Below are 26,217 nucleotides of genomic sequence, written 5' to 3'. Positions count from 1 at the left end.
CGCGTTGATCGTGGTTCGTTTCCATAGCAGCTTTCGGGCGCCACGAACCGATCCCCCCCTCAGAACCAAAGGCTGGACAGCCCGGGCCGCGAGGCCACATAACTTGGGCAATGCCCGGCATTCAGGGGGCAAACGTGGCAAAACGATGCGGGCCATGAATGCCGTGTTGAGGGCGATCAGAAAATAGTTTAACGTCAAACTATCTTGTCGGACGGAGGACGCGACCATGGCGGCAACCTATGATTTCCTGGTGATCGGGGCAGGGCCCGGGGGCTATGTCGCGGCGATCCGCGCGGCCCAGCTGGGCCTGAAGGCCTGCGTGGTCGAACGCGAGAACCTGGGCGGTATCTGTTTGAACTGGGGCTGTATTCCGACCAAGGCGCTGCTGCGTTCGGCCGAGGTGTTCCACCTGATGGAGCGGGCCAAGGATTTCGGGCTGAGCGCCGACAAGATCGACTATGACCTCGACAAGGTCGTCAGCCGGTCGCGCGGCGTGGCCAAGCAGATGGAAGGTGGGGTCAAGCACCTGCTGAAGAAGAACAAGGTCGATGTCGTGATGGGCACGGCCAAGGTGACGGGCAAGGGCAAGGTGTCGGTCAAGACTGACAAGGGCACCGAAGAGCTGTCGGCCAAGCATGTCGTGCTGGCCACCGGCGCCCGCGCCCGCGAATTGCCGGGGCTTGAGGCCGATGGCGACCTGGTCTGGACCTATCGCCACGCGCTGAACCCGACACGGATGCCGAAGAAGCTTCTCGTCATCGGGTCGGGTGCGATCGGGATCGAATTCGCCAGCTTCTTCAACACGTTGGGCGCCGACACCACGGTGGTCGAGGTGATGGACCGCGTGCTTCCCGTCGAGGATGCCGAGATCAGCGCCTTCGCCAAGAAGCAGTTCGAAAAGCAGGGCATGAAGATCATGGAGAAATCCGCGGTCAAGAAGCTGGACCGCGCCAAGGGCAAGGTCACGGCCCATGTCGAAACCGGCGGCAAGGTCGAGAAGATGGAGTTCGACACGGTCATCTCGGCCGTGGGAATCGTCGGCAATGTCGAGGACCTGGGCCTGGAAGAGCTGGGCGTAAAGATCGACCGGACACACGTTGTGGTTGACGAATATTGTCGCACCGGCGTCGAGGGGCTGTATGCGATCGGCGACATCGCGGGCGCGCCCTGGCTGGCGCACAAGGCTAGCCACGAAGGCGTCATGGTGGCGGAACTGGCCGCCGGCGGGCACCCGCATCCGGTGCGCCCCGAGGCGATTGCCGGCTGCACCTACTGCCACCCGCAAGTGGCCAGTGTCGGCCTGACGGAGGCCAAGGCGAAAGAGCAGGGCTACAAGGTCAAGGTCGGCAAATTTCCCTTTATCGGCAACGGCAAAGCCGTCGCCCTGGGCGAATCCGAGGGCATGGTGAAGACCGTTTTCGACGAAAAGACCGGGGAGCTTCTGGGCGCCCACATGGTCGGGGCAGAGGTGACGGAACTGATCCAGGGCTATGTCGTCGGCCGGGCGCTGGAGACCACGGAAGAGGACCTGATGAACACGGTCTTCCCGCATCCCACCCTGTCGGAGATGATGCACGAATCCGTTCTGGACGCCTATGGACGGGCGATCCATTTCTGATCGGATACGGGAAGGCTCTGAGAGAAACACTCAGTTTTTTCCCGGAATGATTGCAAGTTTCGGAAAAGTTTGAAACTCTGTTTCGAAAACCAGAAGACGCGGGCCCACCGAGGCCCGCGTTGCCGTTTTCGGAAGGGAGCCGATCTTGGCGAGGGACACCATTTTTGTCGCGAACCGGCTGGGCCGGGTCGACGCGGAATGGACAGAGACGCAGAACGCGATCCTGTCCGAAGCGGGGCTGATGGCGGCGCGCGAGGCGATTACCGGCTGGCCGGGCTATGCGCCGACGCCTTTGCACGAACTGACGGAGGTGGCGACGGAGTTTCGCGTCGCCAAGGTCTGGTACAAGGACGAGGCGCCGCGCTTTGGCCTTGGGTCGTTCAAGGCGCTTGGCGGGGCCTATGCGGTGGCGCGTCTGCTGCAGTCGCAGCTGAGCGACCGGCTGGGCCGTCCGGTCACCATGCAGGAGGTCATCGAGAAGGCTCATCCCGAAGCCGGCGAGATCACCGTCTGCTGCGCGACCGACGGCAATCATGGCCGGTCCGTCGCCTGGGGGGCGGAACGGTTCGGGGCACGCTGCGTGATCTACATCCATGCCCATGTCTCGGAAGCGCGGCGCGAGGCGATCGGGCGCTACGGGGCCGAGGTGCGGCGCATCACCGGCACTTATGACGACAGCCTGCGCGAGGCGCAGGAGGCCGCGACGCGGGAAGGGTGGTTCATCGTCTCCGACACCTCCTATCCGGGTTACCTGGAGGTGCCGCGCGACGTCATGCAGGGCTACGAGATCATGGCGGAGGAGGCGTTGGACGCGCTGGACGAACCGCCGACGCATATCTTCCTGCAGACCGGCGTGGGCGGCATGGCGGCGGCGGTGGCCGCGCTCTACAAGCGGCGGTTCGGCAATGAACGCCCGCTGGTCGTGCTGGCCGATCCGTTGCAGGCGGCCTGCTGGGTGGCGAGCTACAGCAAGGGGAAGGCGGTCCAGGTCCAGGGCGATCTGGACACGATCATGGCGGGCCTGGCCTGCGGAGAGGTGTCCCTTCTGGCCTGGGAAATCCTGCGCGATCATGCGGATGCGGTGGTGGGGCTGCCGGATTCCACAGTGCCGCGCTGGATGCGGCGGCTGTCGGACATGTCCATCGTGGCCGGCGAATCCGCCGTGGCGGGGCTGGCTGCGGCCGAGGCCTGCTGCCGGGAGCCGGAGCGGCGCATGTCGCTGGATATCAACGAAAATTCGCGCATCCTGGTCTTCGGCAGCGAGGGCGCGACCGATCCGGAACTGTATCGCAGCATCATCGCGGGCAACGATCCCGAGGTCTGAGCCGGTGAACCGGGCCTACCCGATGCGGTGCCGTGGGACGGGTCGTGGCGCGCAAACGGGCTGGACCCGTCGCAGGGGCCTGCCGATCCGCGGGTGCCGGGGGGCTGACGCTTGACCTGAGCGGCGACAGCGCGCTTGCTGGGGCAAAACCGGGAGACGCGCGATGTCGGAACTTATCCTCACGACCTATGACTGGGTGCCCGAAGTGCCACGCGGCTATGTCCGCGATCTGCGCGTCCGATGGGCGCTGGAGGAGGCGGAGTTGCCCTACCGGGTGGAGACGACCCCGTTCAAGGACCGCGGCCCGGATCACCTGGCGCATCACCCTTTCGCGCAGGTGCCCTACATCAAGGACGGGGACCAGGTCGTGTTCGAAAGCGGTGCGATCCTGCTGCATCTGGGCGAAAAGAGCGAGGTGCTGATGCCTCGCGACCCGGCCGGGCGCAGCGCGGTGACGCAATGGGTGTTTGCCGCGCTGAACTCGGTCGAGATGGCCGGGCTGCCCTGGGTGCTCTACCGGTTTTCCGATGACCAGCAGGAAACACCGGGCCGCGCGATCATCGAACGGTTCCTGGCCGGGCGGCTGGCCCATATGAACCAGTTGCTGGACGGGCGGGAGTGGCTGACGGGCACGTTTTCGGTGGCCGATATCCTGATGGCGGATGTGTTCCGCCTGATCGACCGGTTCGACGCGCTGGAGGGGCACGATGCCTGCCGCGCCTACATGGCCCGGGCGATCGCGCGGCCCGCCTTCGAAAAGGCCTATGCGGACCAGATGGCGCTGTTCGCGGACGAAACCGCCCCGGTGTGACCGGGACGGTCTTGTGCCTGGCGATCAGGCCGGGGCGGTGGCCTGCTGGGCGGCAAGAAAGCCGCGCCAGCCGCCATGGGCAGAGATATCCTCGGCCCCCTGAACCGCCGCGGCCTCGACCAGGAACCCCTTGCAGCTGCGCCCGTCGGCCAGGCCGATCGTGCCGATGGACAGCGGGGAGGGGATGCCGGCCATGAAGCGGCCCATGGCGGCACGGTCGAGCGCCCAGAGCTCTACCTCGATCTCCGTTCCGCCGTCGGGGGTGCCATCGGGGTCGCGCAGCAGGCCGGGCTTGGGCACCGGGCCACCGGGCAGGCGGAACAGCCGGTAGGCCGCTTCGGTCCGGGCGGGGCCAAGACAGCGGGCGCCCAGGTCGGTCAGTTCGTGGTTGAGCGGCAGGCCCGACATATGCGCGCCGACGGCGGCGACCAGCATCTCCTCCGGTCCCGGAGAGGTGGCGTCGGTGACCAGCGGGGCGGGGCGCGACAGGCCTGCGCCGGGGCTGATCGCGGCGTCGGTTTCGATGGCGGCGGCCCAGCTGGCCAGCAGCCCGTCCTTGCCCGCCGGTGCCAGCAGGGTGACGCTGCCGGGGCGGCCATCGCTGCGCGGGGCGGTCGGCACGGCCAGCCCGCACATGTCCAGCAGGTTGACGAAGTTGGTATAGGTGCCCAGCCGCGAATTCGGCCCGATCGGGTCTGCGTCCAGGTCGGCCCGGGAATAGAAGGTCGGGATCGTCGGCACGCTCATCATGTCGATCCGGTTCAGCGTCGGTTCGGTGGCGCGTTTCAGGTCCATCAGCCGGTAGATGCCGCGGAAGGCATCCGCGGCGCTCAGGTCATCCGCCGCGCCGACGATCTGACGGGTCACCGGGTGCACGGCGTCGGGGTTGGTGCGCATCAGCTCCTCGATCGCGGCCATGCGTTCGGCGACCCAGGCCCCGGAATAGAGCATCTCGGCCACGGCATAGAAGGGGGCCAGGTCGACCTCGACGATCTGCGCGCCGAGGGCCGCAAGGCGGTCGAGAGCGGCGGCGAAGGCGGCCTCTTGCACCGTATCGCCGAAGAATTCCCGCGAGGCGGCATCGGGCACGCCGATCACCGGCACGGGCGGCATGTCGAGCGCGGGCGCGGGCAGGGGGCGCGAATAACTGTCGGCCGGGTCATGGCCCGAGGCGACGGTCAGCGCCTGCCAGCCATCGGCGATGCCGGTGGCGAAGATCGAGATCGTGTCGAGCGTCCGGCAGGCGGGCACCATGCCGCTGGCGCTGAGCAGGCCCAGCGTCGGCTTGATCCCGACGATGTTGTTGAGCGCCGCGGGCACCCGGCCCGATCCCGCGGTGTCGGTGCCAAGCGCGAAGGTCACGATCCCCTGCGCCACCGCCACAGCCGAGCCGGAGGAGGACCCGCCGGGCACGATGTCGGGGTCGATGGCATTGCGCGGGATGTCATAGGGGCTGCGGACGCCGACCAGCCCGGTGGCGAACTGGTCGAGATTGGTCTTGCCGATGACCAGCGCCCCGGCGGCGCGCAGCCGGGCGATGACAAAGGCATCTTCGGTGGCGTCATAGGCGAAGGCGGGGCAGGCGGCGGTGGTGGGCAGGCCCGCTACGTCGATATTGTCCTTTGACGCGAAGGGGATACCCCAGAGCGGATAGGCCACGGGATCGAAGGCGGGCAGGGCGGCGGCCTCGGCCACGACATCGGCCTTGTCGCGCAGGGTGATGAAGATGCCGGGATCCCCGACTTCCTCGATCCGGGCATAGACCGCGTCGATCATGCGGGCCGGACTGGCCCCGTTCGCATAGCCCTCGTGCAGGGTCTTGATCCCCAGATCGGGGGTGAGACTTGTCATTGCATCCATCTTCATTCGCCTTCCAGAAATTCGACCGGGCGGGTCCATTGGATCAGAACCACACAGCCTTCGTCGGACCGGACGGAATGGATGCTGCCCTCGGGGTTCAGCACCAGGCTTCCGGTGTCGTAATGCCCGTTCTCGTCGCTCTGGCTTCCGTCGAGAACAAGGATGGTTTCCAGCCCCGCATGGCGGTGGCGCGGGGCACCGGCGCCGGGGGCATAGCGCAGCAGCGCCACGTGGGGCGGGCCGGCATGGATCGTGCAGATCTCGATCCCCGGGCGGAACGGCGCGAAGGCCATGTCGCGCCAGCCGCCCTTGAGGAGGTCGGTCACGATCACCGGGTCGAGTGCCGATTGCGGATCGGTCTGTGTCTCGGTCATGCGGTCAGGCCCCGACCGGGGCGAGGGCCGACAGGATCTCGTCGACGCTGGCGGTCCAGCCGACGATGGCGCCCTGGGCGCGGATCATGTCGAGCGTGGCCTGCTTGAAGCGGGGGAAATAGCTTTCGGTCGCGTCCTCGGCCAGCAGGCAGTCGAACCCGCGGTCATTGGCCTCGCGCATGGTGGTCTGCACGCAGACCTCTGTGGTGACGCCGGCAAAGATCAGCGTCTTCGTACCCAGCCCGGCCAGGTATTCGCCCAGGTCGGTGGCGTAGAAGGCGCCCTTGCCGGGTTTGTCGATGACCTTTTCGCCGGGTGTCGGGGCCAGTTCGGGGATGATCTGCGCGCCGGGTTCGCCGGCGATCAGGATACGCCCCATGGGGCCGGGATCGCCGATGCGGAGGTCCGGGTTGCCGCGGTCGCGCTTGGCGGGCGGGCAGTCGGACAGGTCGGGTTGGTGGCATTCGCGGGTGTGGATCACCGGAATACCGGCGGCGCGGCAGCCCGCGATCAGCCGCGCGGTGGCGGGGATGATCGCTTGCAATAGGCTGACATCATTGCCCAGGGACGCGCCGAAGCCGCCCGGTTCGATGAAATCGCGCTGCATGTCGATCACGATCAGCGCGGTGGTGGCGGGATCGGCCGAAAGCCCGAAGGGGCGGGCGTCAAAGATCATGCGTGACCTCCCATATGTTGTCCGATGGTGGCGATGTCGGCCTCGGCGGCGCTGCATTCGTAGACCAGCGCGCCTTCGGACATGACGCAGACGCGGTCCGAGAGTTCGAGGATCTCGTCCAGGTCCTCGCTCATCAGCAGGACGGCCGTGCCGGTGTTGCGCGCCGACATGATGCGGGCGCGGATCTCGGCCACGGCGGTGAAATCCAGCCCGAAACAGGGGTTTGAGATGATCAGCAGGTCGACCTCTCCGTCCAGTTCGCGGGCCAGCACGGCGCGCTGGACATTGCCACCCGACAGGGCCGCGATCGGGCTGTCGACCGAGGTCGTCTTGACCTTGTAATCGGCGACAAGGTGGTCGGCGCGGCGGCGCATCTCGCCATTGGCGAGCCACAGACGGGTGTCGTCGCCGCGCGCCTCGAAGCTGCGGAAGGCGATGTTCTCGGCGACGCTCATCCGGGGGGCGCAGGCATTGTGCAGCGGTTCCTCGGGCAGGTATCGGACCTTCAGGCGGCGCGATTGCGCGCGGCTGGCGCGATAGGGCGCGCCGTTGACCTGCATGCTGCCCCGGGTCATCGGGCGCTGGCCGGTCAGGATCTCCATCAGCTCCATCTGGCCATTGCCGGAGATCCCGGCGATGCCGACGATTTCCCCGGCCCGGACCGACAGAGCGTCGATGGCGATCTCCTTGAGGCCGGAGCGGTCGCGGGCGCGGATGCCGGACAGGTCCAGCACCGTGGCGCCTTCGGTCGCGGCACGGGGCGCGGGGGCGGCGGGCTTGGCATCGCCCATCATCATCGCGGCCATGTCGGCATGGCTGAGGTCGGCGACGCGTCCGCTGCCCACATGCTTGCCCCGGCGCAGCACCGACACCTCGTCGGCAAAGGCGGTCACCTCGCGGAACTTGTGGGTGATCATCAGCACCGACAGGTCCCCGGCCTCGCAGAGCTTGCGGACATGGCCCAGCACCTCGTCCGCCTCGTCCGGGGTCAGCACGGAGGTCGGTTCGTCGAGGATCAGGAACCCCCGGCCCAGGTAGAGCTGCTTGAGGATCTCGAGCTTCTGTTTTTCGCCGGCGGCAAGGCGGTGGACGGGTTCGGTCAGCGGCACCTTGAAGGGCATCGCCTCCATGAAGGCGGTCAGGTCGGCGAGTTCCCGGTCCCAGTTGACGATGGCCGGGACGTCGGCGCGGCTGATCACAAGGTTCTCGGCGGCGGTGAGGGCGGGGACCAGGGTGAAATGCTGGTAGACCATGCCCAGCCCCTTGGCATGGGCGTCGCGCGGGTCGCCGATATCGCCATCGAACCCGTCGACCAGCAGGTTGCCGGCGCTGGCGTGGTAGAACCCCATGATGCATTTCACCAGCGTCGACTTGCCCGCGCCGTTTTCACCCAGCAGCGCGTGGAACGAGCCCGGCTTCACCTCGATCGACACGTCGTCGAGGGCGGTGAAGGCGCCGAAGCGCATGGTCATGCCGACGGTTTCGATGCCGATGGCGCGGCCGCGATGCGGGGCGGCCGTGCCGGGCGCGTCGAGGGGCGCCGCGTCTCTCACGGCAGCACCGCGAGCAGGTCGGTCGACAGGGCCGTTGCGCCGAAAACGCCGCCCTGCATGTGGATCATGTTGATCGCGGCCTCGTGGTTCTTCGGATCGGTGGCGGCGCAGCAATCGGTCAGCATCACGCATTCGAAGCCACGGTCATTGGCCTCGCGCATGGTGGTGTGGACGCAGACATCGGTGGTGATGCCGGTCAGCACGATATTGTCGATGCCCTTGAGGCGCAGGATCATCTCCAGGTCGGTGGCGCAGAAGGATCCCTTGCCGGGCTTGTCGATGATGACCTCGCCCGGGAGCGGGGCGAGGTCATCAATGATCTCCCACCCCGGTTCGCCCCGGGTGAGGATCTTGCCGCAGGGACCGGGATCGCCGATCCCTGCGCCGATCTGGCGTGAGCGCCATTGCTTGTTCGCGGGCAGGTCGGCGAGGTCGGGCCGGTGGCCTTCGCGGGTGTGGATCACCATGTAGCCCTTGTCGCGGAACGCTTTCATCAACGCCTTGATCGGTTCGATCGGCGCGCGGGTCAGGCTGATGTCGTAGCCCATGCTGTCGACATAGCCGCCGGGGCCGCAGAAATCGGTCTGCATGTCGATGATGATCAGCGCGGTGTTTTCCGGGCGCAGGTCGCCGTTCCAGGGCCAGGGATAGGGCGTGGAGGCAATGGTGGTGCCGGCGGGCGTGTCGGACATGTCGTTCATTTCGGGCTCCACTTACTTGGTGATGGACAATTCGCGCGGCGCGCCGGTCAGGGCGCCGGATTTCGACGAGGACAGGATCAGGACGACCAGGGTCAGGACGAAGGGCGCGGCGTAGGACAGGTAATAGCCGCTGGTCACGCCGACCGATTGCAGCGCCGGGCCAAGCGCCCCGGCCGCGCCGAACAGCAGCGCGGCAAAGAAGCAGTTCACCGGCGACCAGCGGGCGAAGATCACCAGCGCCACGGCGATCAGCCCCTGGCCCGAGGAGATCCCCTCGTTCCACGAACCGGGGTAGAAGAGCGAGAGGTAGGCGCCTCCCACCCCGGCCAGGGCCCCGCCGAATGCGGTGGCGAGGATACGGACGCGGGCCGGGCGGATGCCGAGCGCACGGGCGGCGTCGGAACTGTCGCCCACGACCCGCAGGATCAGGCCCATTCGGGTGCGGCGCAACATCCAGGCCAGCGCCAGCGCCAGCACGAAGCCCAGCAGGAACAGCACGTTCACCCGCAGGGCCGCCTGCACCTGCGGCAGGTCGGACCACCAGCCCAGGTTGATCGCCGGAAGGTCGGGCGCCACCGGCTGGATGAAGGGTTTGCCGAAGAAGAATGCGAGCCCCGTTCCCAGCAGCATCAGCGCGATGCCGATGGCGATGTCGTTGACGCGCGGCAGCGAACAGAGCAGCCCGTGGACCAACCCGAAGATCGCCCCCGCCAGCGCCGCCGCCAGCACGCCGATCCAGGCCGACCCGGTCAGGAAGGCCAGCGCGTAGCCCGACATGGCGCCGAAGACGAGCGTGCCCTCGAGCCCGAGGTTGATCCGGCCCGAGCGTTCGGTGATGACCTCGCCCAGGGACACGAAGAGGAAGGGGGTGGAGACGCGGATCGCGCCCCCTAGCATGGCCAGGGGCACCGCCCAGAGGCCGATATCGCCGTTCATCTCTGCTCTCCCTTCGTCAGCAGGGCGGCCAGGTTCAGCCGGCCGGTGAAGGTTTCGCTGGCCAGGATCGCCACGAAGACGAAGCCCTGAAGGACGGTCATGGTGGCATCGGGCAGGTCCATCCGGCGCTGGACGAGGCCCGAGGAGGCCTCGAACCCCGCCAGCAGCAGGGCGACGGGAATGATCGCCAGCGGATTGTGCCGCGCCAGGAAGGCGATGAGAATGCCGGTATAGCCATAGCCCGACGCCAGCGAGGCATTGGCCGAGCCATGCACCGCCGAGACCTCGAAATAGCCCGCGAGGCCTGCAAAGGCGCCGCCGAGCGCGGTGAAGCCGATCACCAGCTTGCCCACCGGCAGGCCCTGGACCTGGGCCGCGCGGATATTGCCGCCGGCGATGCGGGCGGCGAACCCGATCGTGGTGCGGTCGATCAGCACCCAGGCGAAGATACAGGCCAGCACCGCGACGGCGAGGCCCCAATGCACGTTCCATCCGGGCAGGTCGCCGACGCGCAGCGCCTCGGCCAGGGGGGCGGTGGAGGGTTTGTTGAGCGAGGCGGGATCGCGCAGCGGCCCCTCGACCATGTGGTTCATCAGGGCGATGGCGATATAGGCCATCAGCAGGGAGGCGATGGTTTCGTTCACCCCGCGCCATTGCCGGAGCGCGCCGACCGCGCCGATCCAGACCGCCCCGGCCAGGGCGGCCATGCAAGCCAGCAGCGGCATCGCGATTAGCGGCGGCCAGCCCGACAGGGGCAGGGCCAGCCCGCCCACCATCACGCCGCCCAGCACGATGGCGCCTTCGCCGCCGATCACCACCAGGCCCAGCCGCGCCGGGACCGCGACGCAGAGCGCGGCCAGCAGCAGCGGCGCGGCGCGGGACAGGGTGTTGGACCAGGAAAAGGCGGTGCCGAAGCCCGCCTTGTAGACCAGTGCGAAGAAATCGACCGGGCTCTTGCCCAGCAGAAGCAGGAACAGGGCGAAGGCGGCGAACCCCGCCAGCAGGGCCGCCACGGGAAGCAGCAGCCCCTCGATCCGCGCCGCAAGCGGGATCACCCAGGCGCGCGACGGCGCCCCGGCCTTGGGAAGGTCGCCCGCCACCGACATCTTACGATGTCGATCCGATGACGCCTTCGACGAGGTAGCTCATCGATTCCAGCGCGACGTCGGTTTCCTCGTAGGCGGTGCCGGCCGGGGCGATCTCGTTCCCGGCATTGTCCTTGAGCGGCCCTTCGATCACGGCAAAACCGCCATCGAGGATCTTGGCCTTCGTCGCCTCGAACTGGTTGCGGGCGGCGTCGGACACGGCCGGGCCCAGCGGCGACATCTTGATGAAGCCCTCGGCCAGGCCGCCGCGAACGAAATTGTCGATCGGCGCGCCCGCCAGGGTCTTTTCGACCATGTCCTTGTAGACCGTGGCCCAGTTCCATTCCGCGCCGGTCAGGTATTTCTCGGGCGCGAGGTCGGACTGGTTGGCGTGGTAGCCGCAGATGAAGCAATCGCGCGAGGCAGCGGTTTCCATCACCACCTTGGGCCCGTCCACGTGGCAGGTGACCACGTCGACCCCGGCATCGGCCAGCGCGTTGGTCGCCTCGGCCTCTTTCACGGCCATGGACCATTCGCCGGTGAAGATGACCTGGCAGGTGATCGTCGGATCGACCGAACGGGCGCCCAGCAGGAAGGAATTGATGTTCAGCAGGACCTGCGGGATCGGCTTGGCCGCGACAAAGCCGATCTTCTTGGTCTTGGTGGCGTGACCGGCGGCGATGCCGTTCAGGTACTGGCCCATGCCGATATAGCCGAAATAGCTGCCGGTATTGGTGGGCATGCCTTCGGACCACAGCCCGCCGCAATGCTCGAAACGCACATCGGGATATTTCGGCGCGACCTCGAGGATATGGGGATCGAAATAGCCGAACGAGGTCGGGAAGAGCAGCGAGGCGCCGTCGAAGTTGATCATCGACTCCATCGTCTGCTGGACGTCCTGCGTCTCGGCGACGTTTTCCTCTTCGATGACGGTGACGCCTTCCATGGCCTTGATGACGGCGGCGGCCTCGGCATGGGCCTGGTTGTAGCCGTAATCGTCGCGCGGCCCGACATAGATGAACCCGACGGTCAGGTCGCCGCTTGCGCGGGCAGGGCCGGACAGCCCGCCAAGGGCCGCGGCCCCGGCAAAGCCGGCGGATGTGGACAGGAAGTGACGACGTGTAAGCGATTTGAGCATGATGGGACCCTCTCCTGGTCGATCCGGCGATTCTGGGGCCGGTTGGAACTCAGGTTAGGCTATGCACTGGTGATGTCTGCTGCTAAGAACGGTGCAGAGCGATGCAAGAAATGCAGCAGTCCCCATGCGCCACCTGGAAACCCTCGATTTCATCGTCGCGATCAACCGGGCCGGGTCGATCCGGGGCGCGGCAGAATCGCTGGCGATCACCTCGACCGCGCTGAACCGCCGCCTGCTGGCGCTGGAGGAAGAGCTGGGCGCACCGGTCTTCGAGCGGCTGCCGCGCGGCGTGCGCCTGTCCACCGCCGGGGAATTGCTGATCCAGCATATCCGCAGCCAGCGCGCCGACCTGGAACGGGTCAGGTCGCAGATCGCGGACCTGAAGGGCGAACGGCGCGGCCATGTGCGGGTCGCCTGCAGCCAGGCGCTGCTGCCCTATTTCATGCCGCGCGAGATTTCCGCCTACCGGGCCGAACATCCGCGCGTGACCTTCGACGTGAACCTGCGCGACCGTTACCGGGCCGAACGCGCGCTGATCAGCCACGAAGCCGATATCGCGCTGGTCTTCGAACCGGTGCGGCTGGCCGATGTGCAGGTCCTGGCGACGGCGCCGCAGCCGGTCCACGTGGTCATGGTGCGCGACCACCCGCTGGCGGTGAAGCCGGTGGTGCGCCTGTCGGATGTTGCGGAGTTTCCCGTCGGCATGCCCAGCGAGGAGTTCGGCGTGCGCTACCTGCTGGATATCGCGATGCGGCGGTCCTCGGTCTCGATCGTGCCGGATATCGAGTCGGACAGTTTCGAATTCCTGCGCTGCTATCCGGGGCCCGAGCTGATGCTGACCTTCCAGATCCCCATCGGCCTGCCCTCGGATGACGAGGGCGGCCCGGTCGTGACCCGGCCCATCGACACCCGCGACGTGCCGCCGGGGCTGTTGTACCTGGCGCAGATGCGGGGCCGCACCCTGCCGGTCGCCGCCGCGAATTTTGCCCGCCAGCTGGCCGGGGCGATGGATGTGGCCGCGGGCTAGGGCCGGGTCTGGCCAATTCGGTGGCAGCTGCCGCCGATCCGGGCGCGCCGGGGCCATACCGGAATTTTCCCGTGATGACATGCCCTTGCCCTGCGCCTAGGCTGGCCGCGAACCGAAAGACGCGACATTGACCCACGAAAAGGCCCCGCCCATGTTTGACCTGCTGATCCGCAACGCCACGCTGCCCGACGGGCGCAAGGGTATCGACATTGCCGTGCAGGACGGCCGCATCGCCGCCGTGGAACCGGGCATCTCCGCCGAGTCCGGGCAGGTGATCGATGCTGGCGGCCTGCTGGTCAGCCCGCCCTTCGTCGATCCGCATTTCCACATGGATGCGACCTTGTCGCTGGGGCTGCCGCGCATGAATACCTCGGGCACGCTGCTGGAGGGCATCGCCCTGTGGGGAGAGCTGCGACCCACCCTGTCGAAAGAGGCTCTGATCGAACGCGCCCTGCGTTACTGCGATCTGGCCGTGTCAAAGGGGCTGATGGCGGTGCGCAGCCATGTCGATGTCTCGGATGCGCGGCTGGTCACGGCAGAGGCGCTGCTGGAGGTGCGGGACCTGGTGAAACCCTATCTCGATCTGCAACTCGTCGCCTTTCCGCAGGACGGCTATTACCGGGGGCCGGAGGCCGAGGCGGCGCTGGGCCGTGCGCTCGACATGGGGGTCGACGTGGTCGGTGGCATCCCGCATTTCGAACGCACGATGGAGGACGGCGCCCGCTCGGTCGAGGCGCTGTGCCGGATCGCCGCCGATCGCGGGCTGATGGTCGACATGCATTGCGATGAAACCGACGACCCGATGTCGCGCCACGTGGAAACGCTGGCCGCGCAGACGGTGCGGTTCGGGTTGCAGGGCAGGGTGGCCGGGTCGCACCTGACTTCGATGCATTCGATGGACAATTACTATGTCTCCAAGCTGCTGCCACTGATGGCAGAGGCGCAGATGGCCGCGATCCCCAACCCGCTGATCAACATCATGCTGCAGGGCCGCCACGACACCTATCCCAAGCGGCGCGGCCTGACCCGCATCCCGCAGCTGATGGAGATGGGGATCCCCGTGGGGCTGGGCCAGGATTGCGTGATGGACCCGTGGTATTCGATGGGCACCGGCGATCTGCTGGACGTGGCGCATATGGCCGTGCACGCGACCCAGATGGGATCGGTGGCCGACAAGAGCGCCATGTTCGACGCGGTCACGGTGAATTCGGCCCGGATCATGGGGCTGGAGGGCTACGGGCTTGAGGTCGGCTGCCATGCGGACATGGTGATCCTTCAGGCGCAGGACCCGGCCGAGGCGATCCGCCTGCGCCCCAACCGGATCAAGGTGATCCGCCGGGGCAGGGTCATCGCCGAAACCGCGCCCGAGGTCAGCCGCCTGTCGCTGGACGGGCGGCCCGAGGCGCTGGACCCGGCCAGCTACGCGCCGGTCCATGCCAGCTGACACGGTGATGACGGGCTGTTGAAGGGGGCCTGACCGGTGGGGGCGGGTGACCACGGGGAAGTTGTCTCTTGACCAAATGGTCAGGAATTGCCCAATTTGGTGGCAATACGGCCCTGTATGGTCACCCCCGCGCGCGCCGCGATCTTGACAGGGCGGGCGCGCCGCGTGCCCGATGGGACCAGTCGCCATCCGCGCCCAGCCGCGCGGGGGCCAACAAGACCGCCCGGATCGGAAACCGGGCCGACACGGGAGAATTCAGATGTCCAGATTGCTCATGAACCGCCGTCGCCTGCTTGGCACCGGCGCGGCCCTCGGGGCCACGACGCTTTTCGCGCCCTCGATCCTGCGCGCCCAGACCCCGGTGAAAATCGCCGGGATCCATGCCTCTCCGGTCGAGAATGCGTGGAATTCGGTCCTGCATGCCGCGATGGTGCAGGCGAACGAGGAAGGGGTGGTGGAATACACCTTCTCCGAAGGCGTGTCGGGCACCGATTACCCCCGCGCGATGCGGGAATATGCCGAGGCGGGCAACGTCCTGATCGTCGGCGAATCCTATGCCGTGGAGCGCGAGGCGCGCGAGGTGGCGGGCGATTATCCCGACACCGCCTTCCTCATGGGGTCGTCCGGTGAGGCGGCGGGCGACAATTTCGGCGTCTTCGGCACCTGGAACTGGGAAGCCGCCTACCTGGCCGGCATGCTGGCGGGCGCGATGACCGAAAGCGGCATTGTCGGATCCGTCGGCGCGATCCCGATCCCCGAGGTCAACATGCTGATCAACGGCTTTGCCGATGGTGTGGCGGCGGTGAACCCGGATGTGGAGCACCTTGTCAGCTTCATCGGCACCTTCTTCGATCCGCCCAAGGCGCGCGAGGCCGGGCTGGCCCAGATCGATGCCGGGGCGGACATCCTCTTTGGCGAACGCATCGGCACCGCGGATGCGGCGCAGGAGCGGGGCATCAAGGCGATCGGGTCGCTGATCGACTACACGCCGCGCTACCCGGACACGGTGTTCGCCAATGCGCTGTGGTCCTTCCGGCCGCTGGTCGACGCGGCGCTGGCCGATGCGACCGCCGGCAACCCGGTGGGCAAGAACTACACCCCGCTCAGCCTGATGGAAGACGGCGGCAACGACATCTCCTATGTCGAGGGCGTGGCCCCGGCGGATGCGGTCGCCAAGATGGAAGAGGTCCGCGCGGCGATCAAGGCGGGCGAGTTCGAGGTGCCCCGCAATTTCGACGAACCGGCGTAAGTCTTTGACGCCGCTGACGAAGAAACGGTGGATGGCGTGACGGGACCGTCGCGCCATTCGCATGTCCGCCGCTTTGCGCAAAGGGCGGCGCCCGACCCTGGGTGGGCGTTCGGGCGGTATGACCTGTTTGCAGGCTTAAAAGCATCCTTGGCGTCCGTGCTGCGTATGACATCGCCAATGCGCCCTCCCGGGGGGAGGGTCGGGCGCTGCCCGGGCTTTCAGCCCGTGCGAGAGGAACGCCTGGCACAACTCCGGTGCGCCCGATGACCCGCGTCCTCGAACTCGACAGCATCACCAAGCGGTTCGGCCATGTCACCGCGAACGAGGATGTCTCGCTCCACCTCGACCGGGGGGAGATCGTAGCGCTCTTGGGCGAAAACGGCGCGGGCAAGACGACGCTGATGTCGATCCTCTTCGGCCATTACACCGCGGACGAAGGAACCGTCCGTGTCGAGGGCGCTGAACTGCCACCCGGCAAGTCGCGCGCGGCGATCCGGGCGGGTGTCGGCATGGTGCATCAGCATTTCGCGCTGGCCCCGAACCTGACCGTGCTGGAAAACGTCCTGACGGGGACCGAACCGCTCTGGAAATTCCGCTCCAACCGCGCTGCGGGACGCGCCAAGCTGGTGGAGCTGTCGCGAAAATTCGGCCTCAAGGTCGACCCGGATGCGCGGGTGTCGGACCTGTCGGTCGGGGAATGCCAGCGGGTCGAGATCCTCAAGGCGCTTTATAACGACGCGCGGATCCTGATCCTGGATGAACCGACCGCCGTGCTGACCGCGCAGGAGGCCGACAGCCTGTTCGCGACGCTGCGCCAGATGACCGAGAACGGGCTGTCGCTGATCTTCATCAGCCACAAGCTGCACGAGGTCATGTCGGCCTCGGACCGGGTGGTGGTGCTGCGCCGGGGCCGCGTCGTGGCCGAACGCAGGACCGCCGAAACCTCGAAAGAGGAGTTGGCGGAACTGATGGTGGGCCGCAAGGTCCAGCGCCCGGAACGGCCCCCCGCGACGCCCGGCAAGGTGCTGCTGGAGGGCGTCGACCTCGCGCTTGGCGGCAAGGGCGGGGCATCGCTCCACGGGGTCAGCTTTCGCCTGCGCGCGGGCGAGACGCTGGGCATCATCGGGGTGTCGGGCAACGGGCAGACGACGCTGGCGGGGCTGGTCTCGGGGCTGTATCCGCCCGACAGTGGCACGCTGCTGATCGACGGGCAGGAGGTGCCGCGCCACGACGTGCCCCATGCCATCGCCGCCGGGATCGGCCGCATCCCCGAAGATCGCAATGCCGAAGGGACCATCGGAGACATGGCGACATGGGAGAACGCGGTGCTCGAGCGGATCTGGTCCGAGGATTTCTCGGCCCGGGGCGTGGTCAAACGTGCCGCCGCCCGCGCCGCCACCGAAGAGATCATCAAGGGCTATGACGTCCGGGGCGCCAGTGTCGACGGGCGCATCCGGCTGCTATCGGGCGGGAACATGCAGAAACTGATCCTGGGCCGCGTGCTGAATGCCGGGCCGTCGATCCTGGTCGCCGCGCAGCCCAGCCGGGGGCTGGACGAGGGGGCCATCGCGGGGGTCCATGAACGCCTGCTCGAGGCCCGGGGCCGCGGCGCCGGCGTCCTGCTGATTTCCGAGGACCTGGACGAGGTCATCGCCCTGTCCGACCGCATCCGCGCCATCGTGAACGGACGGCTGTCGCCCGCGATCCCGGCGGAACGCGCCGATGCGCGGCTGCTGGGGCTGATGATGGCGGGCGACTGGACCGCCGCCGAGGCCATCGAGGCGGAGGATGCCCATGCGCTTTGAACGTCGCGACCATCCTTCCCGCGCGCTGACCATCGCGGCGCCCATCGGCGCGGTGCTGGCGGCGCTGATCGTGGCGGGCCTGCTGATCGCCATCGCGGGGGCCAATCCGATCCGGGCCTACGGGTTGATCCTGAAGGGCGCCTTCGGGTCGCGCCTGGGCATATCGGAAACGCTGACGCGCACGACGCCGCTGATCCTGACGGGGCTGGCGGCGGCGGTGGCGTTCCGCGCAAGGCTCTGGAATATCGGCGGCGAGGGGCAGTTCTACCTGGGCGCGCTGGCCGTAGCGGCCTTTGGCATGATCCCGGCCATCGGCGCCTTGCCCGCGCCGCTGGCGATCCTGCTGTGCCTGATCGCGGGGGCGGTGGTGGGGATGATCCTGCTGTTGGTGCCGCTGGGCCTGCGCCTGAAATTCGGCGTGGACGAGGTAGTGACGACCCTGCTGCTGAACTTCGTTGCCGTGCTTTTCGTGTCGCTGATGATCGAAGGCGCGATGAAGGATCCACTGGCCTTCGGCTGGCCGCAATCCGTGCCGGTGCCCGAAGCGGCAGAGCTGCCCAAGCTGCTGGCCCGGTCGCGCCTGCATGCGGGGCTGCTGATCGCGCTGGTCATGGCCGTGGTGGTCTGGTGGCTGCAATCGCGCACGGTGTTCGGGATGCGGTCCCGCGCCGCCGGGCTGAACCCGCGCGCCGCCGCCTTTGCCGGTGTGCCGCTGGGGCGCACGCTGATCGCCGTGGCCTGCCTGTCGGGCGGTCTGGCGGGCCTTGCCGGGGCGATCGAGGTGATGGGCGTGAAGGGTTATGTCACCACCGACCTGTCGCCCAATTACGGCTATTCCGGCATCGTCATCGCGATGCTGGCCAACCTGAACCCGATCGGGGTGATTGCCGCGGCGCTGTTTTCCGCGGTGATGTTCGTGGGGGCGGATTCGATGTCCCGCGCCCTGTCGATCCCGTCCTATATCGCCGACGTCACCGTGGCGATGTCGCTGCTGACGATGCTGGTGGCGATCTTCCTTGCGCAATACAGGATCCGCAGATGAGCGTTCTTCTCGATATCCTGTCCTCCGTCGGCATGTGGGAAGCGGTGCTGCGCATCGCCACGCCGCTGATCCTTGGCACGCTGGGCGTGCTGCTGTGCGAACGGGTGGGGGTGCTGAACCTCGGGATCGAGGGGATCATGACCTTCGGCGCCATGGTGGGCTGGCTGACGGTCTATTCGGGCGGCGACCTGTGGGTGGGGATACTGGCCGCGGCGGCGGGCGGGGCGGCCTTCGGGTTCCTGCATGCGCTTCTGACCGTGCCGCTGGGCCTGTCGCAGCATGTGACGGGGCTGGGCATCACGCTCTTCGCGTCGAGCTTTTCCTACTACGTGTTCCGCCTGGCGGTGCCGACGGCATCGTCCCCGCCGACGGTGGAGCCGTTCCGCCCGCTCGCCGTGCCTGTGCTGTCGGACATCCCCTTCATCGGGCCGGTGCTGTTCAACCAGACGGCACCGACCTACATGGCGCTGATCCTTGTCGCGGTGCTGGCCTGGGGGCTGTATCGCACGCCGCTGGGGCTGGCGATCCGGATGACCGGGGAAAACCCCCATGCGGTGGATGCACAGGGGATCGACCCGATCTGGCTGCGCATCGGCACGATCATGGCCGGGTCGGCGCTGATGGGGATGGGCGGGGCGTTCCTGACGCTGGCGGCGTTCAATTCCTTCTTCCCGACCATGGTGCAGGGCAGGGGATGGATCTGCGTGGCGCTGGTGGTCTTCGCCCTGTGGCGGCCGGGCCGGGCGCTGTTGGGCGCGCTGCTATTCGCCTTCTTCGACGCCTTCCAGCTGCGCCTGCAAACGGTGGTGGAGGGCGTGCCCTACCAGCTGTTCCTGATGCTGCCCTACATCCTGTCGATCGTCGCGCTGATCGTGATGGCGCGCCGGGCGCGGGTGCCGCAGGCGCTGATGCAACCCTATCGACGGGGCGAGCGCTAGATCAGCCCAGTTCCATCGTCGCGATGGCCTGAAGCGTGGGCCCGGCCTGAGGCGCGGGGCCGCGCCACATGCGGGCGGTGGCGAATGTCGCCTCGAACCCCAGGGCGGTCAGCGCATCGGCCAGGTCGTGGCTGGCCTCGGGCAGGTCGATGATCACCGGCTCTTCCGGCATCTGGGCCAGGGCGGCGCGGATCAGCACGAGCGCGGCATCGGCATCCGGCGCGATGACCGGGCCGATCTTGACCCCGTCGCGACAGCGGCGCGCGGTCACGACCCCGTGCAGGGCGGTTTCCTCGAGCACCCAGCTGCGCCGCGTCGGCTGTGGCGCGGTCCAGGCGGTCAGGAAGGCGGGGCGGGCATAGCCGTTGGCCTGCCTGTCGAGCTCCGCCACGGCCGCGGCATCCGCGGCTATCATCGGCCGCACGAGGTCCGAGGGCGTGCCGGTCAGCCGGCCTTCGTAGCGTGTCGTCGCGCCGGTGCGGATGAAACCGGACCGCGCATAATTCGCCTGCTGTGCCGCGACCCCGTCCAACCCGACGCTGCGGTCGCCCGCATGATCCAGCGCGTGCTGCCACAGGGCATAGCCGATACCGCGCCCGCGATGATCGGGCCGGCAGAGGTAGAGGCCAAGGAAGGCGTGATCGGTCCCGTGATGCACGACGGAAATCGCGGCGACCACTTCGCCCGCGACCTCGGCCACGAAGAACCCCTCGGGATCGGCGGCGACAAAGGCGGCGGCGTCCTCGAGACCCGGGTTCCAGCCCTCTGCCGCGGCCCAGTCCAGCATCAGGGCGATCTCGTTGCCCCGCGCGGTCCGGCACAGCGGCGCGGTCATTGGCTCAACGCTTCGCGCAGCGATCCGGGGATCGAGGTGCGGTTGCGCAGGTCGAGCGAGGTGACGAGGTCCAGCAGGTGGGATTTCATCAGGTCCTCGGCCAGGTCGTCCTTGCCGGCGGCGAAGGCGTCGATCAGCGCGTGGTGGGCATGGCTTTCGCAGAGCGCCGCGCGGCGTTGCCAATACAGCGCGATGATCAGCGAGGACCGCGCCACCAGTTCCGAGATGATCGCCTCGATCGTGGCCTGGTCGGCCATGCGGGCGATCTCGATATGGAACTGGCCCGACAGGTAGACGGCCCGGCCCGCATCGCCCGCGTCGATGGCGGCATGTTCGGCGTCGATATGATCCTGAAGGGTCTGCAACTTGTCCGCATCCATGCGCTGACAGGCCGAGCGCGCGGTGCGCGGCTCCAGCAGGGCGCGGGCCTCGAACACTTCGCGGGCCTCGCGCACGGTGGGCTGGGCGACAAAGGCGCCGCGATTGCGCCGCAGCTCCACCAGCCGGTGATGGGCCAGGCTTTGCAGCGCCGCGCGCACGGTGGTGCGGCTGATGCCGTAAACCTCGCCCAGCTCGTCCTCGCCCAGCTTGGTCCCCGGCGGCAGCCGATGTTCGTGAATGGCCCGCTCCAGGTCCGCCGCGACGGATTCGGCGGTGGCCGGGCTCGATCTCAACTCGTTCATGGCACCTCTCAGGTCTTGCAGTGATTCTGCTGCGAAGGCGCGTCCGGCGCAACCAGATCGCCGCGTCGTGAATGTGTCGGCAGTATTGTATACAAAAATGTCCTCTAAAATGTGCGCATTGATGGGCAAAGTGGTGAATACTTGGGCAAAGACATTTTTCTGACCCCGAAACCTGCAAAAGCCCTGCACCAATGCTGCGCCGCCGCGACATGGTCGATGCAAGTCAAACGCGAGGAGCGGCGATGCGGACGGGCTATGATCTGGAACTGGTGCACCTGACGAAACGCTACGGCGACACGGTCGCGGTGCACGATATCAACCATGTATTCGCACCGGCCAGCTATGTCTGCCTGCTGGGGCCGTCGGGGTGCGGCAAGTCCTCGACCCTGCGGATGATCGCCGGGCATGAAAGCGTCAGCGAGGGGTCGATCCTGCTGGACGGCACGGACGTGTCGGGCCTTTCGCCGGCGCAGCGCGGCACTGCGATGATGTTCCAGAACTACGCGCTGTTTCCGCACCTGTCGGTCCGTGACAACGTCGCCTTTTCCCAGCGGATGAAGGGCGTCGACAAGGCGACCCGCCACAAGAAGGCGGACGAGATGCTGGACCTGGTGCAGATGTCGTCCTTTGGCGACCGCCTGCCGGCGCAGCTGTCGGGCGGGCAGCAGCAGCGTGTCGCCCTGGCGCGCGCGCTGATCACCCAGCCCAAGGTGCTGCTGCTGGACGAACCGCTTTCGGCGCTCGACCCGTTCCTGCGCATCCAGATGCGGGTGGAGCTGAAGCGCATCCAGCGCGAGCTGGGCATCATCTTCATCCACGTCACCCACGGCCAGGACGAGGCGCTGGCGCTGGCCGACGAGGTCGTGGTGATGAACAACGCCGTGATCGAACAATCGGGCCCCCCGCGCGAGGTCTGGGGCGCACCCAAGACGGAATTCGTCGCGCGGTTCATGGGCGGCCACAACGTGATCAGCCTGAACGGCCACAAGGTCGCGCTGCGCGCCGACGAGATCAGCCTGGGCGAGGCCGGTCTGCCGGCCACGGTCGTGGCGGTCGAATACCAGGGCGCCACGGTGGCCCTGTCGGCCCGCACCGAAGCCGGGGAGGAGGTCTTTGCCGTCCTGCCCGAAGACGCCTTCTTCAAGGCACCGAAATCACCGGGCGAGACGGTCAGCCTCGCCTGGGACGAGGGGCGGGTCCACCGCCTCCAGGCCTGACGGCCGATCATCAACAAGACCAATCCCGAAGACAGAGAGGACACTTACAATGGCAAAACCCAAGGTCGGATATTCCCGCCGCTCCATGCTGAAGGCGGGTGGCGCAGCCCTCGCGGCCAGCGCGTTCCCCGCCCCGATGCTGTGGGCGCAGGACACCAAGAACATCGTGCTGCGCCAGTTCGGCACCGGCGTGTCGAACCTGAACGACGTGGCCAACAAGGTGAAGGAAGACCTGGGCTTCACGCTTGAGATGACCGCGCTCGATTCCGACAGCGTGACGCAGCGCGCGGCGACCCAGCCCGACAGCTTCGACATCGCCGATATCGAATACTGGATCTGCAAGAAGGTCTGGCCGACCGGCAACCTGCAGGCGATGGATACCTCCAAGATCGCCAATTACGACAAGATCGTCGGCATCTTCCGCTCGGGCAAGCTGACGCCCGACTCCGAGATCGCCCAGGGCACCGCGCCGCATACCGTTGGCTTCATCCCCGAACCGGGCGCCAAGACCTTCGCGGACGAAGAAACCAACTGGATGACCCTCATCCCGACGATCTACAACGCCGACACGCTGGGCATCCGCCCCGACCTGATCGGCCGTCCGATCGAAAGCTGGACCGAGCTGCTGAACCCCGAATTCAAGGGCAAGGCCTCGATCCTCGACATCTCCTCGATCGGCATCATGGACATGGCGATGGTCTGCGAGGCCATGGGCGAGATCCAGTATGGCGACAAGGGCAACATGACGAAGGAGGAAATCGACGCCACCTTCGCGATCTTCACCGAAGCCAAGCGCAACGGGCAGTTCCGCGCCTTCTGGAAGACCTTCGACGAGTCGGTGAACCTGATGGCGTCGGGCGAAGTGGTGATCCAGTCCATGTGGTCGCCGGCCATCACCGCGGTCAAGTCGCGCGGCATCCCCTGCGTCTACCAGCCGCTGAAAGAGGGCTACCGGTCCTGGGGCGGCGGCATCGGCCTGTCGTCGTCGCTGTCCGGCATGGAGCTGGATGCGGCCTACGAATACATCAACTGGTACCTGTCGGGCTGGGTCGGCGGCTACCTGATGCGCCAGGGCTATTACTCGGCCGTTCCGGAAACCTCGAAGGAGTTCATGTCGGAAAACGAGTGGGGCTACTGGTTCGAGGGCAAGGAAGCCACCGACGTCATCACCTCGCCCACCGGCGACAAGCTGGCCGAGGCCGGCGAGGTCCGCGATGGCGGGTCCTTCTACGACCGCATGGGATCGGTCGCGTGCTGGAACGCCGTCATGGACGAGAACCAGTACATGGTCCGCAAGTGGAACGAGTTCATCGCCGCCTGATCCAAAGACCGCTTGATCCAAAGGCCACGGGCCCTGCGGGGCCCGTGACACGATCTGATTGCCACGGGCCACGCGGCCCGCGGCGCAGGCGGGGGGCTGTCTGCCCCCCCGCACCCCCCGAGAGTATTTTCGGCAAGATGAAGAGGATGGTCCGCTCATGGCCAATTCGGTGACAGACATGGCAGGCGACGCGCCTCCGGCACAGCCGGCGCCGGCAAAGCGCGCCGGGCGGAAATTGAGCCCGGACGTGCTGGGCTGGTTGCAGGCCGCACCGCTGAGCGTGGTGATGATCGGCTTTTTGCTGGCGCCCATCGTGATGATCGTCATCGTGAGCTTCTGGGGCGCGACCGAGTTCTCGATCTATCCCGATTTCCAGCTGGACAATTACGCCTTTCTCTTCGGGTCGGAAGTGACCTACCGGGTCTTCTTTGCCACCTTCAAATATGCCGCGATCACCTGGGCGCTGACCCTGGCGATCGGGTTCACCGTGGCCTATTTCCTGGCCTTCCACGTGCGGTCGCAGACCATGCAGATCGCGCTGTTCCTGCTCTGCACGATCCCGTTCTGGACCTCGAACATCATCCGCATGATTTCCTGGATCCCCTTCCTGGGGCGCAACGGCATCGCCAATTCGACCCTGATCGACTGGGGGCTGATCGACGAGCCGCTGGAATGGCTGCTCTATTCCGATTTCTCGGTCATCCTGGCCTTCGTGCACCTTTACACGCTGTTCATGGTGGTGCCGATCTTCAACACGATGATGCGGATCGACGGGTCGTTGCTGGAGGCCGCGCGCGACAATGGCGCCAGCGGGTTCCAGACCCTGCGCCACGTGATCCTGCCGCTGACCAAGCCGGGCATCATGATCGGCACGATCTTCGTGGTGACGCTGGTGATGGGCGATTTCATCACCGTGCGCTTCATGTCCGGATCGCAGCGCGCCAATGTCGGACGGTTGATTTCGAACGATATTTCGCTGCTGCAATACCCGTCGGCCGCGGCGACGGCGGTGATCCTGCTGCTGACCGTCTTGATGGTCATCGGGATCCTGCTGCGCTTCGTCAATATCCGCAAGGAGCTGTGAGATGGAAAAGCGTCCGATCTCGTTCTACGTCCTCGCCGCCTTCTTCTGCCTGTTCGTGCTGTTCCTCTACGGGCCCACGATCACCATCGGCATCCTCAGCTTTCAGGGGCCGCAGGGCGGGCTGACCTTCCCGATGCGGGGCGTGTCGGTCCACTGGTTCCGCGACCTGTTCCAGGAACAGGCCGTGGGCGATATCTGGGGCGCCTTCCGCCGGTCGCTGGGGCTGGGCCTGATGGTCATGGTCACCACCGTGGTCGTGTCGGTCATGGCGGGGCTGGCCTTCCGCAAGCGGTTCGTCGGCTCGGGGCTGCTGTTCTACGTCGCGATCACCTCGCTGGTGATCCCGTCGATCCTGATCTCGCTGGGGATCGGGCTGATCTTCAACCAGCTGGGGCTGAAGGTGCATTGGGCCACGTCGGGCTTCGGCGCGCAGCTGACCTGGACGTTGCCCTTCGGCCTGCTGATCATGTTCGCGGTCTTCAACCGCTTCGACAAGAGCTATGAGGAGGCCGCGCGCGACCAGGGGGCGACCTCCTGGCAGACGATCCGTCACGTGGTGTTGCCGATCATCGCGCCGTCGCTGATCGGGGTCGCGCTGTTCGGCTTCACGCTGAGCTATGACGAATTTGCCCGGACCCTGCTCACCGCGGGCAGCTACAACACGCTGCCGCTCGAGGTGTTCGGCATGACGACCAACGTGACCTCGCCGGTGATCTACGCGCTTGGCACGCTGACGACACTGTTTTCCTTTGCGATCATCGGGGTCTTCCTGCTGGGCGCCTGGGTGATGGCGAAACGGCGAGCCCGGCTTGGCTCTGACGCGGGCAAGGGTGTGTGATGCGTCTTGTCTACATCAACCCGAATTCCACGGCGTCCATGACCGCCGGGATCGCGCAGGTCGCGCGGCAGGCCATGCCCGGGGCCGAGATCACGGCCCTGACCAATGCCGATGGCCCGCCCGCCATCGAAGGGCCCGAGGATGGCGATGCGGCCGTGCCCGGGGTGCTGCGCCTGGTGCGCGGCGTGCAGGGGGCGGATGCCATCGTGATCGCCTGTTTCGACGATACCGGCCTGGCCGAGGCGCAGGCGGCGGCCAGCTGCCCGGTGCTGGGGATCGGCCAGTCGAGCTACCTGATGGCGCTGATGCTGGGGCGGCGGTTCTCGGTCGTGACCTCGCTGCCCGTGTCGATCCCGGTGATCGAGGGCAATATCGCCGCCATGGGGTTCGCGGGGGCCTGTGCCTCGGTCCGGGCCAGTGGCCTGCCGGTGCTCGAGATCGACGAGGGCAGCCCCGCCACCCGCGCGACCCTCGCGACCGAGATCTGCCGCGCACGGGACGAGGACGGCGCCGGCGCGGTGATCCTGGGCTGTGCCGGCATGGCGCCGTTGCAGGGCGATCTACAGGCGCGCACCGGGGTGCAGCTGATCGACGGCGTGTCGGCGGCGGCCTGGCTGGCTCAGGCAGCGGCGGGCTATGTCGCCCTGGCATCCTGAGG

The 26,217-nt window shown here is 67.2% G+C and carries 24 protein-coding genes; 14 read left to right on the top strand and 10 right to left on the bottom strand.

Features of this window, described 5'->3' with window-relative positions:
- Positions 1-226 precede the first annotated feature (226 nt).
- The 3 genes from lpdA to ATO9_RS11530 all read left to right on the top strand — a co-directional run bounded on the left by lpdA (position 227) and on the right by ATO9_RS11530 (position 3,753).
- Positions 227-1,618, top strand: coding sequence for a dihydrolipoyl dehydrogenase (lpdA, locus tag ATO9_RS11540; protein ID WP_043748939.1), 1,392 nt, complete (start codon positions 227-229; stop codon positions 1,616-1,618).
- Between the two features lie 145 nt (positions 1,619-1,763).
- Positions 1,764-2,942 (top strand): diaminopropionate ammonia-lyase, encoded by a 1,179-nt coding sequence (locus ATO9_RS11535; RefSeq protein ID WP_238318732.1) that lies wholly within the window; start codon positions 1,764-1,766, stop codon positions 2,940-2,942.
- A 163-nt stretch (positions 2,943-3,105) separates the two neighbouring features.
- Positions 3,106-3,753 (top strand): glutathione S-transferase family protein, encoded by a 648-nt coding sequence (locus tag ATO9_RS11530; RefSeq protein ID WP_043748935.1) that lies wholly within the window; start codon positions 3,106-3,108, stop codon positions 3,751-3,753.
- 24 nt (positions 3,754-3,777) lie between these two features.
- Here ATO9_RS11530 and atzF read toward each other — a convergent pair whose 3' ends face one another.
- Genes atzF through ATO9_RS11490 form a run of 8 tightly spaced genes read right to left on the bottom strand, consistent with a single transcriptional unit; the run spans position 3,778 to position 12,076 of the window.
- Positions 3,778-5,604: an allophanate hydrolase gene (gene atzF / locus ATO9_RS11525; RefSeq protein WP_043749719.1), complete on the bottom strand. Its 1,827-nt coding sequence runs from the start codon at positions 5,602-5,604 to the stop codon at positions 3,778-3,780.
- Positions 5,605-5,615: 11 nt separating this feature from the next.
- Positions 5,616-5,987 carry a cupin domain-containing protein gene (locus ATO9_RS11520; RefSeq protein ID WP_081979545.1) on the bottom strand — a complete coding sequence of 124 codons (372 nt, stop codon included), beginning with the start codon at positions 5,985-5,987 and terminating at the stop codon, positions 5,616-5,618.
- A gap of 4 nt (positions 5,988-5,991) precedes the next feature.
- On the bottom strand, positions 5,992-6,663 hold the full coding sequence (locus ATO9_RS11515) for a cysteine hydrolase family protein (RefSeq protein ID WP_043748933.1): 672 nt from the start codon (positions 6,661-6,663) through the stop codon (positions 5,992-5,994).
- Positions 6,660-8,216, bottom strand: coding sequence for an ABC transporter ATP-binding protein (locus ATO9_RS11510; protein WP_052418264.1), 1,557 nt, complete (start codon positions 8,214-8,216; stop codon positions 6,660-6,662). Before ATO9_RS11510 ends, ATO9_RS11515 begins: the two co-directional genes overlap by 4 nt.
- Positions 8,213-8,917 (bottom strand): biuret amidohydrolase, encoded by a 705-nt coding sequence (gene biuH / locus ATO9_RS11505; RefSeq protein ID WP_052418263.1) that lies wholly within the window; start codon positions 8,915-8,917, stop codon positions 8,213-8,215. The genes ATO9_RS11510 and biuH overlap by 4 nt, the downstream gene beginning before the upstream one ends.
- 12 nt (positions 8,918-8,929) lie before the next feature.
- Positions 8,930-9,853, bottom strand: coding sequence for an ABC transporter permease (locus tag ATO9_RS11500; protein WP_043748931.1), 924 nt, complete (start codon positions 9,851-9,853; stop codon positions 8,930-8,932).
- Positions 9,850-10,953 carry an ABC transporter permease gene (locus ATO9_RS11495; RefSeq protein ID WP_238318731.1) on the bottom strand — a complete coding sequence of 368 codons (1,104 nt, stop codon included), beginning with the start codon at positions 10,951-10,953 and terminating at the stop codon, positions 9,850-9,852. Before ATO9_RS11495 ends, ATO9_RS11500 begins: the two co-directional genes overlap by 4 nt.
- Positions 10,954-10,960: 7 nt before the next feature.
- The gene (locus tag ATO9_RS11490) at positions 10,961-12,076 is read right to left on the bottom strand and encodes a BMP family ABC transporter substrate-binding protein (protein WP_043748926.1); all 1,116 of its coding nucleotides are present in this window, start codon (positions 12,074-12,076) and stop codon (positions 10,961-10,963) included.
- 124 nt (positions 12,077-12,200) lie between these two features.
- Here ATO9_RS11490 and ATO9_RS11485 point away from each other — a divergent pair, with 124 nt between their 5' ends.
- From ATO9_RS11485 to ATO9_RS11460, 6 genes are all read left to right on the top strand, one after another.
- Entirely contained in the window at positions 12,201-13,103 is a 903-nt protein-coding gene (locus tag ATO9_RS11485) for a LysR family transcriptional regulator (RefSeq protein WP_043748924.1), read from the top strand.
- 151 nt (positions 13,104-13,254) lie between these two features.
- Positions 13,255-14,547 (top strand): amidohydrolase family protein, encoded by a 1,293-nt coding sequence (locus ATO9_RS11480; protein WP_043749707.1) that lies wholly within the window; start codon positions 13,255-13,257, stop codon positions 14,545-14,547.
- 259 nt (positions 14,548-14,806) lie between these two features.
- Positions 14,807-15,796: a BMP family protein gene (locus ATO9_RS11475; protein WP_043748922.1), complete on the top strand. Its 990-nt coding sequence runs from the start codon at positions 14,807-14,809 to the stop codon at positions 15,794-15,796.
- A 263-nt stretch (positions 15,797-16,059) separates the two neighbouring features.
- Entirely contained in the window at positions 16,060-17,601 is a 1,542-nt protein-coding gene (locus tag ATO9_RS11470; protein ID WP_043748919.1) for an ABC transporter ATP-binding protein, read from the top strand.
- Positions 17,591-18,643 (top strand): ABC transporter permease, encoded by a 1,053-nt coding sequence (locus tag ATO9_RS11465; protein WP_043748916.1) that lies wholly within the window; start codon positions 17,591-17,593, stop codon positions 18,641-18,643. Before ATO9_RS11470 ends, ATO9_RS11465 begins: the two co-directional genes overlap by 11 nt.
- A complete protein-coding gene (locus ATO9_RS11460; protein ID WP_043748913.1) occupies positions 18,640-19,581 on the top strand; it encodes an ABC transporter permease in 942 nt (313 codons plus the stop codon). The genes ATO9_RS11465 and ATO9_RS11460 overlap by 4 nt, the downstream gene beginning before the upstream one ends.
- 1 nt (position 19,582) lies before the next feature.
- On the opposite strand, the gene ATO9_RS11455 is transcribed toward ATO9_RS11460, so the two are convergent.
- Both ATO9_RS11455 and ATO9_RS11450 read right to left on the bottom strand, forming a co-directional pair.
- Positions 19,583-20,416 carry a GNAT family N-acetyltransferase gene (locus ATO9_RS11455; RefSeq protein ID WP_043748912.1) on the bottom strand — a complete coding sequence of 278 codons (834 nt, stop codon included), beginning with the start codon at positions 20,414-20,416 and terminating at the stop codon, positions 19,583-19,585.
- A complete protein-coding gene (locus ATO9_RS11450; RefSeq protein ID WP_043748910.1) occupies positions 20,413-21,099 on the bottom strand; it encodes a GntR family transcriptional regulator in 687 nt (228 codons plus the stop codon). Before ATO9_RS11450 ends, ATO9_RS11455 begins: the two co-directional genes overlap by 4 nt.
- 242 nt (positions 21,100-21,341) lie before the next feature.
- Between ATO9_RS11450 and ATO9_RS11445 the strand changes: the two genes are divergently transcribed.
- The 5 genes from ATO9_RS11445 (at position 21,342) to ATO9_RS11425 (ending at position 26,215) form a co-directional block, all read left to right on the top strand.
- The gene (locus ATO9_RS11445; RefSeq protein WP_043748908.1) at positions 21,342-22,316 is read left to right on the top strand and encodes an ABC transporter ATP-binding protein; all 975 of its coding nucleotides are present in this window, start codon (positions 21,342-21,344) and stop codon (positions 22,314-22,316) included.
- A 49-nt stretch (positions 22,317-22,365) separates the two neighbouring features.
- Positions 22,366-23,637 carry an ABC transporter substrate-binding protein gene (locus tag ATO9_RS11440; protein WP_043748906.1) on the top strand — a complete coding sequence of 424 codons (1,272 nt, stop codon included), beginning with the start codon at positions 22,366-22,368 and terminating at the stop codon, positions 23,635-23,637.
- Positions 23,638-23,923: 286 nt separating this feature from the next.
- A complete protein-coding gene (locus ATO9_RS11435) occupies positions 23,924-24,721 on the top strand; it encodes an ABC transporter permease (protein WP_052418310.1) in 798 nt (265 codons plus the stop codon).
- Position 24,722: 1 nt separating this feature from the next.
- Entirely contained in the window at positions 24,723-25,559 is an 837-nt protein-coding gene (locus ATO9_RS11430; protein ID WP_043748905.1) for an ABC transporter permease, read from the top strand.
- On the top strand, positions 25,559-26,215 hold the full coding sequence (locus ATO9_RS11425; protein ID WP_043748902.1) for an aspartate/glutamate racemase family protein: 657 nt from the start codon (positions 25,559-25,561) through the stop codon (positions 26,213-26,215). The genes ATO9_RS11430 and ATO9_RS11425 overlap by 1 nt, the downstream gene beginning before the upstream one ends.
- The last annotated feature ends 2 nt before the right edge of the window (positions 26,216-26,217 follow it).

It is taken from the genome of Pseudooceanicola atlanticus (assembly GCF_000768315.1).
GTDB lineage: Bacteria > Pseudomonadota > Alphaproteobacteria > Rhodobacterales > Rhodobacteraceae > Pseudooceanicola > Pseudooceanicola atlanticus.
The sequence above is the reverse complement of the archived record's forward strand: the minus strand, read 5'-3'. Positions and strand labels throughout refer to the sequence as shown.